We start from the raw sequence: 21,644 nt of genomic DNA, 5'->3' as shown, positions 1-21,644 counted from the left end.
GTGACCCTCCCTTTCCCGGCCCCCAACCTAACCTCTGCACGCGCGCGTGCCTGACGTAGCCTCCGGATCATGACTGCTGACGACCCGCACCGCGATGTGTGGCTGCCCATTCCGCCCGACGAGATCGAGGGTCTTCCCGAAGGGCCCCGGTACCTGTTCTGGGACGGCGGCGAGGACGGGGACCAGCCGTTCCCCGGGGATCCCGCGGACTGCGCCGTCTACGTGGTGCCGTACATGAAGCCGCAGTCGGTGCGGGTGCGGCCGCTGCGGGAGATGCGTCACCTCCAGCTGGTCCAGACGCTCACCGCGGGCGTCGACGACATCACCGCGCGCCTGTCGGACCTGGTGCCGGGCGTGCGGCTGTGCAACGCGCGCGGGGTGCACGAGGCGAGCACCGCCGAGCTCGCGCTGGCCCTGACCCTCGCCGCCCTGCGCGGCATCCCCGGATTCGTGCGCGCGCAGCGGGAGGGCCACTGGCAGAGCGGGTTCCATCAGGCGCTCGCCGACAAGAACGTCCTCGTCGTCGGCTACGGGGCGATCGGCGCGGCCATCGAGGACCGGCTCGTGCCCTTCGAGGTGGCGCGGGTGGCGCGCGTCGCGCGCTCCCAGCGCACAACGGCGCGCGGCCCGGTGCACCCACTCACCGAACTGCCCGCCCTGCTCCCCGAGGCGGACGTCGTCATCCTGTCGACCCCGCTGAACGAGACCACCCGCGGTCTGGTCGACGCCGGCTTCCTCGCCCGGATGAAGGACGGCGCCCTCCTCGTCAACGTCGCCCGCGGCCCCGTCGTCGACACCGAGGCGCTCCTCGCCGAAGTGCAACGGGGCCGTCTCACCGCCGCCCTGGACGTGACCGATCCGGAACCCCTGCCTCCGGCCCACCCGTTGTGGCGGGCGCCGGGCGTGCTGATCAGCCCGCATGTCGGCGGCCCCACGTCCGCCTTCCTGCCCCGCGCCAAGCGGCTGCTGACGGATCAGTTGGGCCGTTTCGTGAACCGGGAGCCCCTGCGCCACGTGATCCTGACGACGGGCGCCACGAGTGGGCCGTGACGGACAGGGCACACGTGTGGTCCGGTTCGCGCACCCTCCGCAGTCCCCCGGACGCGGTCGGTGCACGCGTCCCCGCTGGTCGTCACGGAGCGTAGAGGAACTATGTCCCTGAGTGACGATACTGGTGTATCGTCCCGACAGGGGCTGCGCCGCGCACCGTTCGGCGCCGGGGACGGACATTTCAGACTGTGAGGGGGGCGACGGGCGATGCACGGCCTATGGACGAACGATCCGACGCGGCGGAGCCGGCGCCGGCGACCCTGCTGCACGGCCGCGCGGGGACGCGGCGGCCCCGGCCACGGCAGTCGGCACCGACAGCACCGCCGTGGGCACGGCGGCCGCCGGAGCCAGACCCAGCAGGCGCAACGGCACCGGCAGGACCGGGGGGCGGCGCGGACCGGGAGGCCCCGGTGAGTTCGCCGTCGACCTCCACGACCCTCCTCGACGGAGCGCCGCGGACGCAGCCTCCGGAGGGAACGCCTCCCGTGACCCGGCGGCCGGTCTCCGGCCGCCCCGGTTCCCCCTGCGTGCTCCACCAACTGCTGCTGGTCCTGCTGTGCGCGGGGTACGCCGCCGGCTCGGCACTCGGCTGGGGTTCGGACGAACTCGCCCTCGTCATGGGCGACTTCGGCCTCTCGGCCGCGGCCGGCGCCGCCGCCGTGTCCTGCTTCCTCTACGCGCGCACCCGCCACGTCCGCTTTCGACCCGCCTGGCTGCTGTTCGGTCTCTCCTCCGCGATGGCCGCCCTGGGCAACCTCGTCTGGGGGTGGTACGAGGTGGTCCTGGACCGGCCCGTGCCCAGCCCCAGCTACGCCGACCTGTTCTTCCTCTGCTTCGCGCCACCCGCGATCGTGGGGCTGCTGGTGCTCGCCGCCCGTCCCATGACTAAGGCGGGCTGGGTCTGCCTGGCGCTGGACGCCTGGTTAATCGCGGGCTCGCTGATCACACTGTCCTGGAGCCTCGCGCTCGCGCAGGCCGCGCGGTTCGACGGCCCGAGCGTGGCCCACGCGGCGCTGACGCTGGCGTACCCGCTCCTCGACATCGCCCTGGTGAGCATGGTGCTGGTGCTGCACTTCCGGCGCTCGTCGGTCAACCGCACGGCGGTCAACACCGCCGTCGGCGCCCTCGCGCTGACCGTGATGTGCGACGCCCTGTTCACCTCGCCGCTGCTGCACCACACCTACCGCTCCGGCCAGCTCCTCGACGCGGGCTGGTTCGCCGGCTCGCTGCTGCTCGCCTACGCCCCCTGGGCCGCCGCGCGGCCGCACGCCCCGGTGGACGACGGGCACACGCGCGTGGTGCACGAGCACGTGCCCGGGCACCTGCCCGGACACCGCCCCGGCGGCCACCCGCACCCGAAGCCGTCCGCCCCGGGCGGTGACCACGGCCGGTATCCGGCCACCCGGCCCATCACCGGCTCCCTCGCCGCCCTCACCCCCTACCTCGCCGCCGCCGTCTGCACCCTGGGGATCCTCTACAACGTCCTCAACGGCCGCAGCGTCGACCGCGTCGTCCTCCTGACCGGCGGCACCGTCGTGCTCGCCCTGGTGATCCGCCAGGGGATCATGCTGCTCGACAACATCGCCCTCACCCAGGAACTGGCCCAGAAGGAGAACCACTTCCGCTCCCTGGTACAGGGCTCCAGCGACGTGATCATGATCGCCGCCCCCAGCGGCGTCCTGCGCTACGTCTCCCCGGCCGCCGCCGGCGTCTACGGACGGCCCGCCGAGGAACTGGTCGGCACCGAGCTGGCCCATCTGATCCACCCGGAGGACCTGGGCTGCGTGGTGCACGAGGTGCGCCGCTTTCTCGCCGCCAGCCCCCAGGAGGAGCCCACCACCCGCATCGAGTGCCGCTTCCGCTCCGGCGAGGGGGGCACCTCCCGCTCGAGCGAGGCCGAGAGCGGGGGAGGCTGGCTGAACGTCGAGTCCACCGTCAGCCGCCACCACGGCGGCCTGATCTTCAACAGCCGGGACGTGACCGAACGGGTCCGCCTCCAGGCGCAGCTCCAGCACAACGCCGAGCACGACCCGCTCACCGACCTGCCCAACCGCGCCCTGTTCACCCGGCGCGTCCAGCAGGCGCTGTCCGGCCGCCGCAGCTCCGACCGGGGCACCGCCCTGCGCAACACGGCCGTCCTCTTCATCGACCTCGACGGCTTCAAGGCCGTCAACGACACCATCGGCCACCAGGCCGGGGACGAACTGCTCGTCCAGGCCGCCCGCCGGCTCCAGGACGCCGTCCGGCAGGGCGACACCGCCTCCCGGCTGGGCGGCGACGAGTTCGCCGCCCTGATCGTGGGCGACACCACCCGCGACCGCGGCGCTCGCGAGCGGCACATCGTGGAACTCGCCGACCGCCTCAGGATCACGCTCTCCCAGCCCTACCTCATCGACGGCAACGAGGTGCGCGTCGCCGCGTCCATCGGCGTCGCCTTCGCCGAGCCCGGACTCGGTGCGGGCGAGCTGCTGCGCAACGCCGACCTCGCCATGTACCGCGCCAAGGCGGGCGGCAAGGACCGGGTCGAGCTGTACAAGCCGCAGATGCAGCAGGACGTCGTACGGAAGGCGGAGCTGGCCACGCGGCTGCGTGCCGCGCTGCACGACGGCGAGTTCGCGCTGCTGCACCAGCCCGTGGTGCGGCTGGAGGACGGCAGGGTCGCGTCGGTCGCCGCCCACGCCCGGTGGCGCTCGGCGCAGGGAGCGCTCTTCACCCCCGCGGAGTTCCTGCGAGTGGCGGAGGACGGCGACCGCACCGCCGAGCTCAGCCGCTGGACGCTGGAGCGGGCCGTCGAGCAGGCCGCCGACCGGTCGGCCGGCGGGCTGAACGTACCGGTGGTGGTCCGGCTGAGCGCCCGGCGGCTGCTGGACCGCTCCATGCCGCCGGGCTCCGTCGAGGCGCTGCTGACGCGGTACGGGCTGCCGTCCGGATCTCTGGTGGTCGAGCTGTCCGACATAGAGCCGAACGTGCCGCTGGACGAACTGGAGCGGCGCCTGAGCGCCCTGCGCCGGCTCGGCGTGCGGATCGCCCTCGACGGCTTCGGCGGCGGCTGCGTGGCCGTCACGGCACTGCGCCGGCTCCCCGTCGACGTCCTGAAGCTGGACCGCGGACTGGTGGAGGGCGTCGTCGAGTCCGCGCGACTGCACAAGATCACCAGTGGGCTGCTGCGGATCGCCGGCGACCTCGGGCTGCCGTCCGTGGCGGAGGGCGTGGACCTGCCCGAGCAGGTCGTCGCCCTGCGCGCGATGGGCTGTACGCACGGCCAGGGCATGGCGTTCTCCGGCCCGCTCGACGAGTACCGGCTGCGCAGGGCGCTCGGCCGGGGCCAGTTCGCGGTGCCGTACGGCCCCGGCCCCGCCCAGCCCGCGTTCGCGGGCGGTGCCACCGGGGTGTACACCGGAGGTGTCCCCGCGGTCCTGGGAGGCGGAACCCTCGGTGGCACACCCCTCGGAGGCGGAGCAACCCTTCGCTCACATAATGAGACCCCCGTCCCACCCACTTGACAGTGGGTGCGTGCCGGGGGGAGGGTCAGTGCCATGCGCACCCGAATTCTCGTACTTGGACAGCGCGTCGGCTGAGCTGGGACCCACCGGAGGACGATCCGGCAACCCCAGCGACCTCACCGGCGCGCTCCCCTCGCTTGCCTTCCGGCACGAGGGGTTTTTTGTTGCACGGGCACCTGCCGTACAGCAGTCGAACACCGCACAAAACTCGCAAAAACCCTCAGCATCGAGAAGAGAATGCCGATGACCGAGCAGGCCACCGGGGCCCATCACCCGCAGCCGCGGCCCCGATCCGGAGGACAGCACTCCGCGCCCGTCGAGCACGTCACGGGTGCGCAGTCCCTCATCCGCTCTCTCGAGGAGGTCGGCGCCGACACGGTATTCGGCATTCCCGGCGGTGCGATCCTTCCCGCCTACGACCCGATGATGGACTCGACGCGGGTGCGCCACGTCCTGGTCCGCCACGAACAGGGCGCCGGCCACGCGGCCACCGGCTACGCCCAGGCCACCGGCAAGGTCGGCGTCTGCATGGCCACGTCCGGCCCCGGCGCCACCAACCTGGTCACGCCGATCGCCGACGCCCACATGGACTCCGTGCCGCTGGTCGCGATCACCGGCCAGGTCGCCTCCTTCGCGATCGGCACGGACGCCTTCCAGGAGGCGGACATCGTCGGCATCAGCATGCCGATCACCAAGCACAACTTCCTGGTCACCAAGGCCGAGGACATCCCCCGGGTGATCGCGCAGGCGTTCCACATCGCCTCCACCGGCCGTCCCGGCCCGGTCCTGGTCGACATCGCCAAGGACGCCCTCCAGGCGAAGACCACCTTCTCCTGGCCGCCCACCATGGACCTGCCCGGCTACCGCCCGGTGACCAAGCCGCACGCCAAGCAGATCCGCGAGGCCGCCAAGCTGATCACCGCCGCCAAGCGGCCGATCCTCTACGTCGGTGGCGGCGTCCTCAAGGCCGGCGCCACCGCCGAGCTGAAGGTCCTCGCCGAACTGACCGGCGCGCCCGTCACCACCACCCTGATGGCGCTGGGCGCGTTCCCCGACAGCCACCCGCAGCACCTGGGAATGCCCGGTATGCACGGCTCGGTGGCCGCCGTCACCGGACTGCAGAAGGCCGACCTGATCGTCGCCCTCGGCGCCCGCTTCGACGACCGCGTCACCGGCAAGCTCGACAGCTTCGCGCCGTACGCCAAGATCGTCCACGCGGACATCGACCCGGCGGAGATCGGCAAGAACCGCGCCGCCGACGTGCCGATCGTCGGGGACGCCCGCGAGGTCATCGCCGACCTGATCCAGGCCGTCCAGAAGGAGCACGGCGAGGGCGGACGCGGCGACTACTCCGCCTGGTGGAAGGACCTCGACCGCTGGCGCGAGACGTACCCGCTGGGCTACGACCAGCCCGAGGACGGCTCGCTCTCCCCGCAGCAGGTCATCCAGCGCATCGGCCAGATGGCCCCCGAGGGCACGGTCTTCGCGGCGGGCGTCGGCCAGCACCAGATGTGGGCCGCCCAGTTCATCCAGTACGAGAAGCCCTCCACCTGGCTGAACTCCGGCGGCGCGGGCACCATGGGCTACGCGGTCCCGGCCGCGATGGGCGCCAAGGCGGGAGCCCCGTCGAAGACGGTCTGGGCGATCGACGGCGACGGCTGCTTCCAGATGACCAACCAGGAGCTCACCACCTGCGCCCTGAACAACATCCCGATCAAGGTCGCCGTCATCAACAACGGCGCCCTCGGGATGGTCCGCCAGTGGCAGAGCCTCTTCTACAACCAGCGCTACTCCAACACGGTGCTGCACTCCGGCCCGAACGACGTGAACCCGGAGGCGAGGGGCACCCGCATCCCCGACTTCGTGAAGCTGTCGGAGGCCATGGGCTGCTACGCCATCCGCTGCGAGGACCCCGCCGACCTCGACAAGGTCATCGAGGAGGCGAACTCGATCAACGACCGTCCGGTCGTCGTCGACTTCATCGTCCACGAGGACGCCATGGTCTGGCCGATGGTCGCCGCCGGCACCTCCAACGACGAGATCATGGCCGCCCGGGACGTCCGCCCCGACTTCGGCGACAACGAAGACGACTGAGCGAGGAAGACCCAAGAGACATGTCCAAGCACACGCTCTCCGTCCTGGTGGAGAACAAGCCGGGCATCCTGGCCCGGATCGCCGCCCTCTTCTCCCGGCGGGGCTTCAACATCGACTCGCTCGCGGTCGGTGTCACCGAGCACCCCGACATCTCCCGCATCACCATCGTCGTGGGCGTGGAGGACCTGCCGCTGGAGCAGGTGACCAAGCAGCTCAACAAGCTCGTCAACGTCCTGAAGATCGTCGAACTGGAGCCGGCCCAGGCGGTTCAGCGCGAACTCGTCCTGGTGAAGGTGCGCGCCGACAACGAGACGCGCTCCCAGATCGTCGAGATCGTCCAGCTGTTCCGCGCCAAGACCGTGGACGTCTCCCCGGAGGCCGTGACCATCGAGGCCACCGGGAGCAGCGAGAAGCTGTCCGCCATGCTCAAGATGCTGGAACCGTACGGCATCAAGGAGCTGGTCCAGTCCGGCACGATCGCGATCGGCCGCGGCGCCCGTTCGATCACGGACCGCTCGCTGCGCGCACTCGACCGGTCGGCCTAGCACGCGTACCGGACTCGTCCGGTACCGGGAACGGGCGGTCGGCGCGCCGTCGACCGCCCGCATACCGAGACCCCCAGACTTCCCCTCAGCCCGCCGTCATACGGTGGGACGCAACACCTGCACACAAGGAGAGAACCCAAAGTGGCCGAGCTGTTCTACGACGCTGACGCCGACCTGTCCATCATCCAGGGCCGCAAGGTCGCGGTCATCGGCTACGGCAGCCAGGGCCACGCCCACGCCCTGTCGCTCCGTGACTCGGGTGTGGACGTGCGGGTCGGTCTGCACGAGGGCTCCAAGTCCAAGGCCAAGGCCGAGGAGCAGGGCCTGCGCGTGGTGACTCCGTCGGAGGCCGCCGCCGAGGCCGACGTCATCATGATCCTGGTGCCGGACCCGATCCAGGCGCAGGTCTACGAGGAGTCCATCAAGGACAACCTCAAGGACGGCGACGCGCTGTTCTTCGGGCACGGCCTGAACATCCGCTTCGACTTCATCAAGCCCCCGGCCGGCGTCGACGTCTGCATGGTCGCCCCGAAGGGCCCGGGCCACCTGGTCCGCCGCCAGTACGAGGAGGGCCGCGGCGTTCCCTGCATCGCCGCCGTCGAGCAGGACGCCTCCGGCAACGCGTTCGCGCTGGCCCTGTCGTACGCCAAGGGCATCGGCGGCACCCGCGCCGGCGTCATCAAGACGACCTTCACCGAGGAGACCGAGACCGACCTCTTCGGCGAGCAGGCCGTCCTCTGCGGTGGTACGGCCGCGCTGGTCAAGGCGGGCTTCGAGACCCTGACCGAGGCCGGCTACCAGCCGGAGATCGCCTACTTCGAGTGCCTCCACGAGCTGAAGCTGATCGTGGACCTCATGTACGAGGGCGGCCTGGAGAAGATGCGCTGGTCGATCTCCGAGACCGCCGAGTGGGGCGACTACGTCACCGGCCCGCGGATCATCACCGACGCCACCAAGGCCGAGATGAAGAAGGTCCTCGCCGAGATCCAGGACGGCACCTTCGCCCGTGAGTGGATGGCGGAGTACCACGGCGGTCTGAAGAAGTACAACGAGTACAAGCAGCAGGACTCCGAGCACCTGCTGGAGACCACCGGCAAGCAGCTGCGCAAGCTGATGAGCTGGGTCGACGAGGAGGCGTAAGCCTCGGGCCGAGGGGCCGGAGCATGCTGCTCCGGCCCCTTCGGCGAACCACGGGTAACGTCGTGTGAAACGGTGTTGTCCATCCCGTCCAGCCACGGACGGGTGATCCTTCCGCAGAGGCGCATGACGCCCTTTGCCACGGCACTAGACTGCTGCACTACATACGCGTCAGGCCCACAGCGTCGTGCGTCTTCCACGCGGCTAGCCCCTCCTCCGCCTGCGGCCGTCGGGACGGCCGTCCGCACGCGCCCCCATAGCCATTGAGGGCATGGGAGGTGCCCCCGAACTGTGAGGACTCACGTGAGCTCGAACCCCGTCGTACTCATCGCTGAAGAGTTGTCGCCCGCGACCGTGGACGCGCTCGGCCCGGACTTCGAGATCCGGCACTGCAACGGAGCGGACCGAGCCGAACTGCTCCCCGCCATCGCCGATGTCGACGCCATCCTGATCCGCTCGGCCACCAAGGTCGACGCCGAGGCCATCGCCGCCGCGGGCAAACTGAAGGTCGTCGCACGAGCCGGCGTCGGCCTGGACAACGTCGACGTCTCCGCCGCCACCAAGGCCGGCGTGATGGTCGTCAACGCCCCCACCTCCAACATCGTGACCGCCGCCGAGCTGGCCTGCGGTCTGATCCTCGCCACCGCCCGCCACATCCCGCAGGCCAACGCCGCGCTGAAGAACGGCGAGTGGAAGCGCAGCAAGTACACGGGTGTGGAGCTGGCCGAGAAGACCCTCGGTGTCGTCGGGCTCGGCCGCATCGGCGCGCTCGTCGCCCAGCGCATGTCGGGCTTCGGCATGAAGGTCGTCGCCTACGACCCCTACGTGCAGCCCGCGCGCGCCGCCCAGATGGGCGTGAAGGTGCTGTCGCTGGACGAGCTGCTGGAGGTCTCCGACTTCATCACCGTCCACCTGCCCAAGACCCCCGAGACGGTCGGCCTCATCGGCGACGAGGCGCTGCGCAAGGTCAAGCCGGGCGTGCGCATCGTCAACGCCGCCCGCGGCGGCATCGTCGACGAGGAGGCGCTGTACTCGGCGCTGAAGGAGGGCCGGGTCGCCGGCGCCGGCCTCGACGTGTACGCCAAGGAGCCCTGTACGGACTCCCCGCTGTTCGAGTTCGACCAGGTCGTCGCCACCCCGCACCTCGGTGCCTCCACCGACGAGGCGCAGGAGAAGGCGGGCATCGCGGTCGCGAAGTCGGTGCGCCTGGCCCTCGCCGGCGAGCTGGTGCCGGACGCGGTGAACGTCCAGGGCGGTGTCATCGCCGAGGACGTCAAGCCGGGCCTGCCGCTCGCCGAGCGCCTCGGCCGCATCTTCACCGCGCTCGCGGGCGAGGTCGCGGTCCGCCTCGACGTGGAGGTCTACGGCGAGATCACCCAGCACGACGTGAAGGTGCTGGAGCTGTCCGCCCTCAAGGGCGTCTTCGAGGACGTCGTCGACGAGACGGTGTCGTACGTCAACGCCCCCCTGTTCGCCCAGGAGCGCGGCGTCGAGGTGCGGCTGACGACCAGCTCGGAGTCGGCCGACCACCGCAACGTCGTCACCGTGCGCGGCACGCTGGGCAGCGGCGAGGAGGTGTCGGTCTCCGGCACGCTGGCCGGCCCCAAGCACCTGCAGAAGATCGTCGCGGTCGGCGACTACGACGTGGACCTCGCGCTCGCCGACCACATGGTGGTGCTGCGCTACGAGGACCGTCCGGGTGTCGTCGGCACCGTGGGCCGCATCTTCGGCGAGGCCGGGATCAACATCGCCGGTATGCAGGTCGCCCGGGCGGCGGCGGGCGGCGAGGCGCTGGCCGTGCTCACGGTGGACGACACCGTGTCCGCCACGGTGCTCGGCGAGGTCGCCGCGGAGATCGGCGCGACGTCGGCCCGCGCGGTGAACCTGGCCTGACGCCGGCCGCCGTCCCGGGAGCTGCCGCTCCCAGGACCCCCGCCCCTGAACGGGGCCTGCTCCTCAGACGCCGGACGGGCTGGAGCACTTCAGCCCGTCCGGCGTCTCGCTGTGCGTGCCGGCCTGCCGCAGCGTGACCGCCGCCAGCACCGCCGCCCCCGCCAGGACCACCGCGCCGGTGATTGCCGCGCCCCGCATCCCGTCGGTGAACGCCTCCCGGGCCACGGCCGCCAGACCCGGGACCCGGTCGGCGACCGCCAGGGCCCCGCCCAGCGTCTCGCGGGCCGCGTGCGGCGCCGACGCCGGCATGCCGTGGCGGTAGACCGCCGTCCCGACGGAGCCGAGGACCGCCATGCCGAGGGCGCCGCCGAACTCGGTGGCGGTCTCCATCAGCGAGGACGCGGTGCCCGCCCGCTCGACCGGGGCCGTGCTCATCGCGAGGTCCATGATCTGGGACATCACGGTGACGCCCCCGACGGCGAGCACGGCGCACGAGACCAGCACCAGCCCCATCGCGTCGGTACCGGCGAGGGCGAGCAGCGCGAAGCCGCCCGCGGAGACCGCGAATCCGGCGGTGACGACGTGCGCCCGGGGCACGCCCCGCTGCACCAGCCCCGTCGCGACCGGTGCGGCCGCGCCGATCGGCACCGACGGCAGCAGCGCCCACAGGGCCGCCTCCAGCGCGCTCTTGCCGAGCACCGACTGCAGGTACTGGGTGGTGAAGTAGGCGGAGCCCATCACACCGAACGCCGAGAGCAGGTTGAGGACGACGGAGGGGGCGAAGCCGCGGCCGCGGAACAGGGCCGGGGGGATCATCGGCGCGTCGGCCGTGCGCTGGCGGTGGACGAAGAGCGCGGCGAAGAGCAGGCCGACGGTGATCGAGACGACGTAGCGGACGTTCCAGCCCTCGGACGGGATCTCTTTGAGGCCGTAGACCACGGGCAGCACGGCGGCCATCGACAGGGGGATGCCGGGCCAGTCGAAGCGGCCGGGGGCGGGATCGCGCGACTCGGGCAGCAGGACCGGGCCGAGCACCAGCAGCAGTGCCATCGCGGGCAGGTTGACCAGGAAGACCGAGCCCCACCAGAAGTGCTCGACCAGCACGCCGCTCATCACCGAGCCGAGCGCGATCCCGGCCGTCATCACGCCCGACCACAGGCCGATCGCCTTCGCCCGCTGCCCGGGGTCGGTGAACATCGTGCGCAGCAGGGCCATCGTCGACGGCATCAGCGTGGCGCCGCCGACGCCGAGGACCGCGCGGGCCGCGATGAGGGTCTCGGCGCTGTCGGCGTACGCCGCGACGAGCGAGGCGGCGCCGAAGGCGGCCGCGCCGGTCAGCAGCAGCCGGCGCCGGCCGACGCGGTCGCCCAGCGAGCCCATCGTCATCAGCAGGCCGGCCAGGACGAACGCGTAGATGTCGAAGATCCACAGTTGCTGGGTGCCGCTCGGCTCCAGGTCCGCGCCGATCGCCGGGACGGCGAAGTAGAGGACCGAGACGTCCATGGAGACCAGGAGCAGCGGAAGCATCAGGACGGCTAAGGCGGTCCATTCGCGGCGCCCGGCACGGGTGCCCGCGGAAGTGTGCGTCGGGTTCGTCATGACCGGGACTGTACGGTCGTCTTATACGGCTGTCTAGTACGAGCGTGTAAGTCGCTCGTATAGGACAGTTGTATGGATCCGGCGGTAGGGTGGTCCGCATGGGACACCGTGAGGATCTGCTCGAAGGCGCCAAGCGCTGCCTGGTGCGGAAGGGGTTCGCGCGGACGACGGCGCGCGACATCGTCAAGGAGTCGGGGACCAACCTCGCCTCGATCGGCTACCACTACGGCTCCAAGGACGCGCTGCTCGCGCAGGCCTACGTGGCGCTGGTCGAGGGGATGGGCGACACCTTCGCGGGCGGCGGCGAGGGCGGGCTCGCCGGGGAGCCGGGCTCGCTGGAGCGGTTCCGGGCGGTGTGGTCGAACATCATCGGCACCATGCGGGAGCCGGGCTCCATCTGGCGGCTCAGCATGGAGATCGTCGTCATGGGCGACCAGCTGCCCGAGGTGCGCGACCACCTCGCGCGCGCCCAGCGCGAGGCCGGACGCGGACTCGTCCCGCTGCTCATGGGCGGGCGGGAGGAGGACGTGTCGGACGAGACCGCGGACACGGTCGGCCTGTTCTACGTGACCCTGATGACGGGCCTCATCGCCCAGTGGACCTTCGACCCGGAGACCGCGCCCGACGCGGACCGGCTCACCGAGGGGCTGCGCCGGATGCTCCGGGCGGCCGCCCGGGAATGACCCGCCCCTCCCGCATCTCCAGCACCCGGTCCGCGAAGTGCCGTACGACGGCCCGGTCGTGGCAGATGAACAGGTAGCCGAGGCCGAGGTCGTCCTGGAGGCCGGCGAGCAGGTTTCCATAGTCGGTCCCCGGTGCTCGTGGGTGCCGGGTGCCCGCCGGCCGGCCGCGGGAGGGACCGTGCCGGCACGCCCGCGTCACGACCACGCGCGGCGCAGGCGCCTGGACCAGCGGTGCATCAGGGCGATTCCGGGGTGCTCGGTCCTCAGGCGTTCCATGTGCGGCACGGCCGCCCTGTCACCGCTCTCCAGGGCCCACCCGTACCACTCCAGGGCCTCCCGGTACTGCCCGCGCTCCTCGTACGCGCGGGCGCCGTCCAGCATGGCCCCGGTGCTGCCCCGCCCGGCGGCCGTGTGCAGCCAGCGCAGGGCTTCCTGGAAGGACTCCTCCGTTCCCGCCCGCAGGTGGGTGCGGGCCACGGCGCGCATCGCCTTGATGCTTCCCGCCCCGGCGGCCTGCAACTGCGACTCCGCCTGGGTCCGCGTTTCGCCGTCCAGCTCGGCCAGGACCAGGATCGACGGCTGGTCACCCTCCTCCGCCAGCTTCCGGTACAGCCGCAGCGCCCTCTTCTTGAGGCGCCTGCGGACGTCGGCGTTGCCGCTGTGGTCGTGCAGCCGCAGGCAGAGCCGGGCGACGTCGCGCCTGGAGGCCACGTCTCCCTGGTCCGCGGCCTGGACGTAGCTGTCCAGGGCCTTCTGTAGCCGGCCCTCCCTCTCGTGCGTGGCGCCCTCCTTGCGCAGCGAGGACACACTCGGCCGACCGCCCCTGGGGGCGGTGCCGGACTTCGGCTTCGGCCGGGCCGGGGTCTTCTTCCGGGGCGGTTCGGCCTTGGGGGCGGGGGTGGGCTCGGGCGCAGGGGCGGGTTGTGGCGAAGGGGCGGGCTGTGGCGAAGGGGTGGCCTTGGGCGAAGGGGCGGGCTGTGGCGAGGGGGTGGCCTTGGGCGAAGGGGTGGCCTTGGGCGGAGGGGCTGCCTCGGGAGGGGGCGGTGAGGTGCGCCGCAGGGCGGCTCGGAGCCGGTCCGCCTCCTTGGCCGCCGCCGCGCTGCCCTGCCCCGCGGCCCGGGTCAACCACTCCAACGCCTGGTCCGGCTGCCCCGTCTGCTCCAGGATGCGTGCCGCCTCGACCATGCAGTTCACGTTTCCCTTGCCGGCGGCGGTGCGGAAGTGCTTCAGCGCGTCCGCCCGTCGGCCCTCCTGCAACAGGAGGTGTCCCACCCGTAGCAGCGCCTCGGGGTTGCCCGCCTCCGCCGCCTTGCGGAGCCACTCGAGCGATTCGCTGTTCCGTCGGGGGTCCCTGGCGAGCAGCTGTGCGGTCAGTTTCATGCTGTGCGCGTGGCCGGCCTCGGCGGCTCTCCAGAACCAGACGAGGGCGTCCTGGTCGCGTTTGTGTCCCATGTACCAGTTCGCGAGAGCCAGCAAAGAGCTGATCCGCCCCTCCAGGGCGGAGGCCCGGTGCTCGCGGAGCAGCGCTTGTTCCTCCGCGGACAGCGGAGCCCGACCGACCCGGGCGCCGGCGCCGGGAGCGGCGGCGGGGGTGGCGGCGGGGGCGGTGCCGGGGGTGGCGGCGGGGGCGGCGCCGGGAGCGGCGGCGGGGGCGGTGCCGGGGGCGGCACCACGCGCCGGCGTCTCGCCGGTCCGCACGACCGCCTTGCCGTCCTGCTGCGGCGCCGCGGCTTTCCCGGTCTGCCCAGTCTGCCCGGTCTGCCCGGTCTGCTTCGGTCCCGCGGTCTTTCCGTTCCGCTGCGGCGCCGGGACCTTCTTCTTTTGCTCCGCCTTCTCCTGCTCCGCTCCCAGCAACTCGGTCAGCCGTGTCCGGGCGAAGACCTCCCCGGCCGCTGCCGCCGCTCGGTACAGCGCCAGGATCTGCGCCCGCAGCTCGGGGAAGTGCTTCTCCAGCAGCTGCCCGGCCTCGCGGGCGCCGGTGGGGTTGCCGGAGTCCGCCGCGCGCCGGTACCACAGCAGGGCCGACTCCACGTCACCGGCGGCCTTGTGACGGGCGGCCAGCCGGCGCATGGCCTCGGCGTTCCCGGCCTCGGCGGCGGCCCGGAGCGTGCCGGGCACGTCGTTCGGGTTCTTCTCCGCGAGCCGCACCTCGTGCCCCGCGGCCGCCGGGGGCAGGGTGGGCGTGTCGGTCCCCGGCCCGGCCGGCGGTGCCGTCGACAGCTCGCGTTCCCGCAGTGGACGGGCGGGCGCGGACCGGAGTTCCACCGGGGTGGGGTCGTACGGGACCTCGGACGGGGCGTCCGCCGGTGCGGGCCGGACATGCGCGTGCCCGTGGGGCCGTGGACGCAGCGGATGCTCCGTGTCGATGGCGAAACGGGACCGCTCGTCGATCTCCGCCCGTACCCCCGGAGGCAGCCAGTCCTTCGCGTTCGACGGCGCGTCCGCGGACAGCAGCGCGGCGACCTCCGCGGGCTCGGGCCGGTTGCGGGGCTCCGGCTCCAGGCACGGCAGGACGATCTTCCGGACCGTGGGAGGCAGGCCGTCCAGCGACGGCCGGCCGGTCAGGATGCCCGCGCCGATCTGCATCGCGGAGCCGGTCCCGAACGGGTGGCGGTTCAGGGCGGTGTAGCCCAGGACCAGCCCCAGGGCGAAGACGTCGCCGGCCGGCCCCACCCGTTCCTCCCGGAGCTGTTCGGGCGAGGCGAAGGTCGTGGTCCGCGGGGTGGCCCCGGTCGCGGTCAGCGAGGCACCGTCCTCGGGGGCCAGGTGCCGGGCGATGCCGAAGTCGATGACGGAGGCGCCGTCGGCGGCCAGGAGGACGTTGGCGAGTTTCAGGTCGCGGTGGACGAGGCCGGCACGGTGGATGCTGCGCAGCGCGTCGGTCAGGCCGGCCGCCAGGACCCGCCAGGTCCGCAGCGGCAGGGGGCCGCCGCAGTGCTCGAGCGCCTCCGCCAGGTTCACGCCGGCGACGTAGCGGGTGGCGAGCCAGGGCTCGGAGGCCCGCGTGTCGAAGTCGACGACCTCGGCGGTGTGCTTCGGGTCGACCGCCTTGGCGGCCTCGACCTCCCGGGCGAAGCGCCTGCGGAACCGCTCCGGGTCCGCCTGGAGACGGTCGGGCCGGATCGTCTTCAGCGCGATCGAGCGGCCCCCGTCGGTGCGGGCGAAGTAGACCTTCCCCCAGCCGCCCTGGCCCAGGAGGGCCAACAGCCGGTGCCCGCCGATCCGTTCGGGATCGTCCTCCCACAGTGGCTCCACTCGACCCCCCACCGGATCCACCCGTTCCCCGCCGTCATGTCATCCGGGCGCCCCGCCAGGCCCCCGCCCCGAACCCCGCGCCCGCTCAGCCCGGACGCGTCAGCTCGTCACCGCCCCTGGGGCGCCTCGGCGGCCTGGCCCGCACACCCTCGGGCCGCTCCTCCGGCCAGCGCTGGCCACTGCGGCGCAGCACCACCCCGGGGACCAGCTCGATCTCGTCGTCGGGCCCGAAGGCGCGCGGGAGCCGCCCGGGCCCGCCCCCGGCCTCCGCGTCGCGGCGCGGCAGGGGCCGCCACGGCGTCGGCTCCCCTCCCGGCCGGATCGTCCGCACCCGGCTGCCCACCAGGCTGGTGTCGAGGACCCGCAGCACGCCCCGGCGGGAGACGAGCAGCAGGTGCTGCCTGCTGATCCTGCCCCGCCGCTCGTCGGACAGATGGCACTCCTCGATCCTCGCGAGGTGGTTGCGGCCGAGCACGAACTCCCTGTCCTGCCCCTCGGGGCCCTCGGTCAGGTTCTCCCAGGCGTGGCAGACCCCGTCGACGAGGATCTTCAGCTGGATCCGGCGGCGGCGCGGGCCGAGGTCCGTCAGCAGGGTCCGGTGGGACCGGCAGACCACCTTGCCCCGCTGGATGGCCGGGCCGGGGTTGCAGCCCGGGCGCGGGCAGCCCCAGGAACGGCCCAGTACGTCCGCGCGGGGCCTGCCCCGGAAGTCCAGCAGGTTCCGGGCCTTGAGCACGTCGCGCTCGCCCTCGCGGGAGACCTCCCGGTCGGCGAACACCCGCATGTCCCGCAGGACCAGCCGCACCGGCCCGCCCTCGCTCCGTTCGGGCTTGAGGAAGTGCTCGCGGTCCCCCTGGATCCAGGGGTGCTCTCCCCGGTGCCCGGTGAAGAAGTCACCGCTGACGACCCTGGTCCCGAACTCCTTGGCGTGGTCGAGCAGGTCGGGATCCGCCTTGGCGATGGCGGCGATCAGGCCCCGGTCCCGCCACGCGCGCAGCAGGGCGCCCTCCGCGGGGTCGGGGAACTCCCCGTCGTACCGCGGATGCAGCAGGCTGTCGTCCGCGATGGCGTGGACGGTGACCTCCCGGTCGCCGGTGGACTCGCACAGCGCGCCGAGGACCAGCCGCAGCCGTCGCAGCGAGCGCGGGGTCCCGCCGCCGAGCGCCCGGTCGCGCACCACGTTGGACAGGTCGACCAGGTAGTTGGCCTCCTGCGCCGTCCCCAGCAGATGACGTTCCATGCGGCGGAACGCCGCCACGTCGCTTCCCAAGCTCCTCGTCCCCCAGCCGTCGGCCGCCCGGTACGGGAGGAGAGGCTAGCGTCCGGGGCCACCGCGTGCCGTCCTGTCCGACATATCCGCCCGTGGCCGACCTCAGGTCAGCCGGACGCCCTTGAGCGCCATGTGCAGCAGCAGCCGGTCCTCCCCGTCGTCCAGGTCCAGGCCCGTCAGCTGCTCCACCCGCGACAGCCGGTAGTAGAGGGTCTGCCGGTGCACGCCCAGTGCGGCGGCGGCGCGGCCGGCCTGGCCCGCGCAGTCGAGGTACGTCTCGGCGGTGCGGGCGAGTTCGCGGTGCGCCGGATCCAGCAGCGACCGGACGGCCGGGTCGTGGGCGCTGTGCGCGGGGAGCGCCGTGAGCAGGCGGTACGGGCCGATCTCCGCCCACTGCGCGACCGGGCCCAGCCGTGGTTCCGCCCGCGCGGCCCGCGCCGCCGCGGACGCCTCCTGCCAGGCCGTGCCCAGCTCGGCGAGGCCGGCCCGGGGGGCGGCGAGGCCGGCGGCGACACCGGCGGCCGGGCGGTGTGCCGCCCCGGCCCGCTCCAGCAGGCGGGCCGCGCCCGAGAGCGCCGGTCCCAGGGCGTCCGTCGACCGCAGCCGTACCAGCAGTGCCAGCGACTGCGAGGCGCTGTGCTCGGTGCCTCGCGGCACCGTGCACAGGGCCTCGGCCCCCGGCAGGGTGCGCAGCGAGGGCGCGTCGTCCGGGTCGGCCGACGGCCAGGGGGTCACGCAGACCACCGTGTGGGGGCCCTCGGCGCGGACGCCGAGCGCGGTGCGCAGCTCCGCCACCGCCATCTCCCGCTGCCAGTCCCGTTCGGCGGTCAGCACCGCCCGCAGTTCCCGGGTGAGGTCGGCGCCGTGCTGGGCCTCGTCGGCGAGCAGGGCGCCGATCCGCCCGGTCACCTCCATCGCGGCCGACAGCTGGGCGTCCGAGGGGCCCGGATCGCCGTCCAGCAGCCAGACGTAGCCGTAGACGACGGCCCGGTGCCGTACGGGGAGGCAGACGCGGCCCCGGTGCACGCCGGCCTCCGGGGTGGGCGGGATACGGACCGGGCCGGTCGCGCGGGTGATGCCGAAGCCCTCGAACCAGGCCCGGACCGCCGCCGTGGAGCGCCGGGTCAGGATCGAGCGGGTGCGCACCGGGTCCAGGGCGGCGGCGTCCAGCTCGTCCTCGCTGTCGTAGGCGCCGAACGCGATCAGCTCGAAGTCGCGGTTCTCCAGGGTCGCGGGGGCGCCGAGGAGCTCCGAGATCTCGTCGACGAGTTCCTGGTAGTCGCCCTTGTAGTCCGATGCCACCTGGGCATTCTCCCGCATGCGGCGCTGGTCGAAGGCGTCCTTCATACATCTGTCTGAGATCTGCGGCACGGATGCGTGACAGCTGTCGATGGCCGACGATCGGAGGGATCCTTAGGTTTCACGGTGGTACTCCGTGCCGGTCCCGGATCGTCGGGTACCGGCCTCATATGGGTTGGTAAGTGGAGGTTCCCCGTGCTGGGTCCCGTGATTCTCGCCGCGTCGCGCAGCGACCGGATGCGACGTCTGATCTCGGCCGCCCCGGTGACCAAGCAGGTCGTCGACCGCTTCATCCCCGGGGAGACCGTCGACGACGTCGCGCCGATCATCGAGGGGCTCACCGCCAAGGGCCTGGAGCTGACGATGGACGTCGTCGGCGAGGACATCACCACCCCCGAGCAGGCCACCGCCGCCCGGGACGCCTACCTGGAGCTGATCGACCGCCTGAGGGAGCTGGACCTCGGTCCCCGGGTCGAGATGTCCGTCAAGCTGTCGATGTTCGGCCAGGCGCTCCCCGGCGGCCACGAGCTCGCGCTGGCCAACGTCCGCCCGGTCGTCGAGGGCGCCGCCGCCATCGGCACCACCGTCACCCTGGACGCCGAGGACCACACCACCCTCGACTCGATGTTCGCCATCCACGACGAACTGCGCAAGGACTTCCCGCAGACCGGCTGCGTCATCCAGGCCTACCTCTTCCGCACCGAGGCCGACGCCCGCCGCCTCGCCGCGAACGGCAGCCGCGTCCGGCTGGTCAAGGGCGCGTACAAGGAGCCCGCCGAGGTCGCGTACCAGGACCGGCACGAGATCGACAAGGCGTACGTCCGGGTCCTGCGCACGCTGATGGAGGGCGAGGGCTACCCGATGATCGGGTCGCACGACCCGCGGCTCATCAGCATCGCCCAGGAGCTTGCCCGCTCCGCCGGGCGCAAGCTCGACGAGTACGAGTTCCAGATGCTGTACGGCATCCGCGGCGAGGAGCACCTGCGGCTCGCCGCCGAGGGCCACCGCATGCGCGTCTACACCGCCTACGGCACCGACTGGTACGGCTACTTCATGCGGCGCCTCGCGGAGAAGCCGGCGAACCTGCGCTTCTTCGTCCGCTCGATGGTCAGCAAGGGCTGAGCCCGAACCACCCGCTCAACTCAAGGAGTCACGGAACCCATGGACGCTGTCACCCAGGTCCCCACGCCCGTCAACGAGCCGGTGCACGGCTACGCCCCCGGCTCTGCGGAGCGCGCCCGTCTGGAGGCCAGGCTCAAGGAGCTGGCCGACAACCCGATCGACCTGCCCTGCACCATCGGCGGCGAGCGGCGGATGGGCGGCGGCGAGCGCTTCGACGTCGTGCAGCCGCACAACCACAAGGCCCGTCTCGGCACCTACGCCAACGCCACCCGCCAGGACGCCCAGGACGCCGTCGACGCGGCCCTCGCCGCCGCCCCGGCCTGGCGCGCCATGTCCTTCGACGACCGCGCGGCGATCATCCTGCGCGCCGCCGAGCTGCTGGCCGGCCCCTGGCGCGAGACGCTGGCCGCCTCCACCATGCTGGGCCAGTCCAAGACCGCCCAGCAGGCCGAGATCGACACCCCCTGCGAACTGGTCGACTTCTGGCGCTTCAACGTGCACTACGCCCGCCAGATCCTCGCCGAGCAGCCCCCGGCCAACTCCCCGGGCGTGTGGAACCGTCTCGACCACCGCCCGCTGGAGGGCTTCGTCTACGCGATCACGCCGTTCAACTTCACGGCCATCGCGGGCAACCTGCCCACCGCCCCCGCCCTGATGGGCAACGTCGTGGTGTGGAAGCCGTCCCCGACGCAGACCCACGCCGCCGTGCTGCTCATGCGGATCCTGGAGGAGGCGGGCCTGCCCAAGGGCGTCATCAACCTCGTCACCGGCGACGGCATCGAGGTCTCCGAGGTCGCCCTGACCCACCGCGACCTCGCCGGCATCCACTTCACCGGCTCGACCAAGACCTTCCAGCACCTGTGGAAGACGGTCGGCGCCAACATCGAGAACTACCGCGCCTACCCGCGCCTGGTCGGCGAGACCGGCGGCAAGGACTTCGTCGTCGCCCACCCGAGCGCCGACCGCGCCGTCCTGAAGACCGCCCTGACCCGCGGTGCCTTCGAGTACCAGGGCCAGAAGTGCTCGGCGACCTCCCGGGCGTACGTCCCGGCGTCGATCTGGCACTCCGGCTTCAAGGAGGAGTTCGCCGCCGAGGTCGACGGCATCGCCATGGGTGACGTCACCGACCTGTCGAACTTCATCGGCGCCGTCATCGACGAGCGCGCCTTCGCCAAGAACAAGGCCGCGATCGACCGCGCCCAGGAGGACCCGTCCTGCACGGTCGTCGCGGGCGGCTCCTACGACGACTCGGTCGGCTGGTTCGTCCGCCCGACCGTCATCGAGTGCGCCGACCCGGAGAACGAGGTCTTCACCACCGAGTACTTCGGCCCGGTCCTCGCCGTCCACGTCTACGAGGACGACAAGTACGACGAGATGCTGGCCCAGATGGAGTCGGTGTCCGACTACGCCCTCACCGGCTCGGTCATCGCGAACGACCGCGCGGCGGCGGCGTACACCATGGACAAGCTCCGGTACGCGGCCGGCAACTTCTACATCAACGACAAGTCGACCGGCGCCGTCGTCGGCCAGCAGCCCTTCGGCGGCGGCCGTGCCTCCGGCACCAACGACAAGGCCGGCGCCCCGCAGAACCTGACGCGCTGGACCCTGACCCGCGCCATCAAGGAGACGCTGGTCCCGCCGACCGACTACGTCTACCCGCACATGGGCTGACGAGCGGGCGGACACGACAGGCGAGGGGCCGGGCGGACAGCCCGGCCCCTCGCGCGTGCCGGAAACGGGTGTGGGGCCCCGCCCCGGCCCCAGCCGGGCATCTCTAGCCGGGCATCTCCGTCCGCTCCCACCACTCGTACACCGGCAGCCTGCCCCGGGGCGTGTCGGCCTGGCGGTCGGTGGGACGGAAGTGTTCGTAGCCGTTCCGGAGCTCGATCTTCACGTCCTCTCCGGGAGTCGTGATCGGGACGATCCGGTCGGGCAGATCGGCCGGCCCGCCCTCGAGAAGTGCCTGGGGCTCGTCGCTCATGACCAAGACCGTTCCCCGGCCGGAACGCGATGTCGCACGCCGTGCGCGAGATCAGTCGTGTGGACGACCGGTACCGCGGCGAGTGGCGCACCGGATCGGGGAAACCGCAGGTGGGAACCGTGTGACGCACGGCACTGTCTCAGATAGTAGGAAGTCCGAGTAATTGTGGAGACAGCCGCGTGCTCCTCGCTTAACTTTGTAGGAGCCGAACGT

At 72.3% G+C, this 21,644-nt stretch carries 14 protein-coding genes; 9 read left to right on the top strand and 5 right to left on the bottom strand.

Going from position 1 to position 21,644, the window contains the following annotated elements; all coding sequences use genetic code 11:
* Positions 1 to 69: 69 nt before the first annotated feature.
* The 6 genes from ACFV9M_RS23100 to serA all read left to right on the top strand — a co-directional run bounded on the left by ACFV9M_RS23100 (position 70) and on the right by serA (position 10,222).
* Positions 70 to 1,050: a 2-hydroxyacid dehydrogenase gene (locus tag ACFV9M_RS23100; protein ID WP_385068556.1), complete on the top strand. Its 981-nt coding sequence runs from the start codon at positions 70 to 72 to the stop codon at positions 1,048 to 1,050.
* A gap of 410 nt (positions 1,051 to 1,460) precedes the next feature.
* Positions 1,461 to 4,553: a putative bifunctional diguanylate cyclase/phosphodiesterase gene (locus ACFV9M_RS23095; RefSeq protein ID WP_385068555.1), complete on the top strand. Its 3,093-nt coding sequence runs from the start codon at positions 1,461 to 1,463 to the stop codon at positions 4,551 to 4,553.
* 243 nt (positions 4,554 to 4,796) lie between these two features.
* Entirely contained in the window at positions 4,797 to 6,647 is a 1,851-nt protein-coding gene (locus ACFV9M_RS23090) for an acetolactate synthase large subunit (protein ID WP_385068553.1), read from the top strand.
* A gap of 20 nt (positions 6,648 to 6,667) precedes the next feature.
* Positions 6,668 to 7,192 carry an acetolactate synthase small subunit gene (gene ilvN, locus ACFV9M_RS23085; protein ID WP_385068552.1) on the top strand — a complete coding sequence of 175 codons (525 nt, stop codon included), beginning with the start codon at positions 6,668 to 6,670 and terminating at the stop codon, positions 7,190 to 7,192.
* Positions 7,193 to 7,333: 141 nt separating this feature from the next.
* Entirely contained in the window at positions 7,334 to 8,332 is a 999-nt protein-coding gene (ilvC, locus tag ACFV9M_RS23080) for a ketol-acid reductoisomerase (protein WP_385068550.1), read from the top strand.
* A gap of 300 nt (positions 8,333 to 8,632) precedes the next feature.
* Positions 8,633 to 10,222, top strand: a complete 1,590-nt coding sequence (gene serA, locus ACFV9M_RS23075; RefSeq protein WP_385068548.1) for a phosphoglycerate dehydrogenase — start codon at positions 8,633 to 8,635, stop codon at positions 10,220 to 10,222.
* Between the two features lie 63 nt (positions 10,223 to 10,285).
* Here the strand turns inward: serA and ACFV9M_RS23070 are convergent, their stop codons facing one another.
* Positions 10,286 to 11,821, bottom strand: a complete 1,536-nt coding sequence (locus tag ACFV9M_RS23070; RefSeq protein WP_385068547.1) for an MFS transporter — start codon at positions 11,819 to 11,821, stop codon at positions 10,286 to 10,288.
* Between the two features lie 98 nt (positions 11,822 to 11,919).
* Between ACFV9M_RS23070 and ACFV9M_RS23065 the strand changes: the two genes are divergently transcribed.
* Positions 11,920 to 12,504, top strand: a complete 585-nt coding sequence (locus tag ACFV9M_RS23065) for a TetR/AcrR family transcriptional regulator (protein WP_385068545.1) — start codon at positions 11,920 to 11,922, stop codon at positions 12,502 to 12,504.
* A gap of 195 nt (positions 12,505 to 12,699) precedes the next feature.
* On the opposite strand, the gene ACFV9M_RS23060 is transcribed toward ACFV9M_RS23065, so the two are convergent.
* The 3 genes from ACFV9M_RS23060 to ACFV9M_RS23050 all read right to left on the bottom strand — a co-directional run bounded on the left by ACFV9M_RS23060 (position 12,700) and on the right by ACFV9M_RS23050 (position 18,349).
* Positions 12,700 to 15,759 (bottom strand): protein kinase, encoded by a 3,060-nt coding sequence (locus ACFV9M_RS23060; RefSeq protein WP_385068543.1) that lies wholly within the window; start codon positions 15,757 to 15,759, stop codon positions 12,700 to 12,702.
* Positions 15,760 to 15,844: 85 nt separating this feature from the next.
* Positions 15,845 to 17,029, bottom strand: a complete 1,185-nt coding sequence (locus ACFV9M_RS23055; RefSeq protein WP_385068541.1) for an FHA domain-containing protein — start codon at positions 17,027 to 17,029, stop codon at positions 15,845 to 15,847.
* Between the two features lie 102 nt (positions 17,030 to 17,131).
* Positions 17,132 to 18,349, bottom strand: coding sequence for a PucR family transcriptional regulator (locus ACFV9M_RS23050; protein ID WP_385068570.1), 1,218 nt, complete (start codon positions 18,347 to 18,349; stop codon positions 17,132 to 17,134).
* A gap of 174 nt (positions 18,350 to 18,523) precedes the next feature.
* Between ACFV9M_RS23050 and ACFV9M_RS23045 the strand changes: the two genes are divergently transcribed.
* Entirely contained in the window at positions 18,524 to 19,450 is a 927-nt protein-coding gene (locus tag ACFV9M_RS23045; protein WP_385068539.1) for a proline dehydrogenase family protein, read from the top strand.
* A gap of 39 nt (positions 19,451 to 19,489) precedes the next feature.
* On the top strand, positions 19,490 to 21,121 hold the full coding sequence (gene pruA / locus ACFV9M_RS23040; RefSeq protein ID WP_385068538.1) for an L-glutamate gamma-semialdehyde dehydrogenase: 1,632 nt from the start codon (positions 19,490 to 19,492) through the stop codon (positions 21,119 to 21,121).
* A 103-nt stretch (positions 21,122 to 21,224) separates the two neighbouring features.
* Here the strand turns inward: pruA and ACFV9M_RS23035 are convergent, their stop codons facing one another.
* Positions 21,225 to 21,431, bottom strand: a complete 207-nt coding sequence (locus ACFV9M_RS23035) for a DUF5988 family protein (RefSeq protein WP_385068536.1) — start codon at positions 21,429 to 21,431, stop codon at positions 21,225 to 21,227.
* Positions 21,432 to 21,644: the final 213 nt, after the last annotated feature.

Origin of the sequence: Streptomyces sp. NPDC059895, from assembly GCF_042731035.1 — a bacterium.
Taxonomy (GTDB): domain Bacteria; phylum Actinomycetota; class Actinomycetes; order Streptomycetales; family Streptomycetaceae; genus Streptomyces.
Note: the sequence above shows the minus strand (reverse complement) of the source record. Positions and strands in the feature narration are given on the sequence as shown.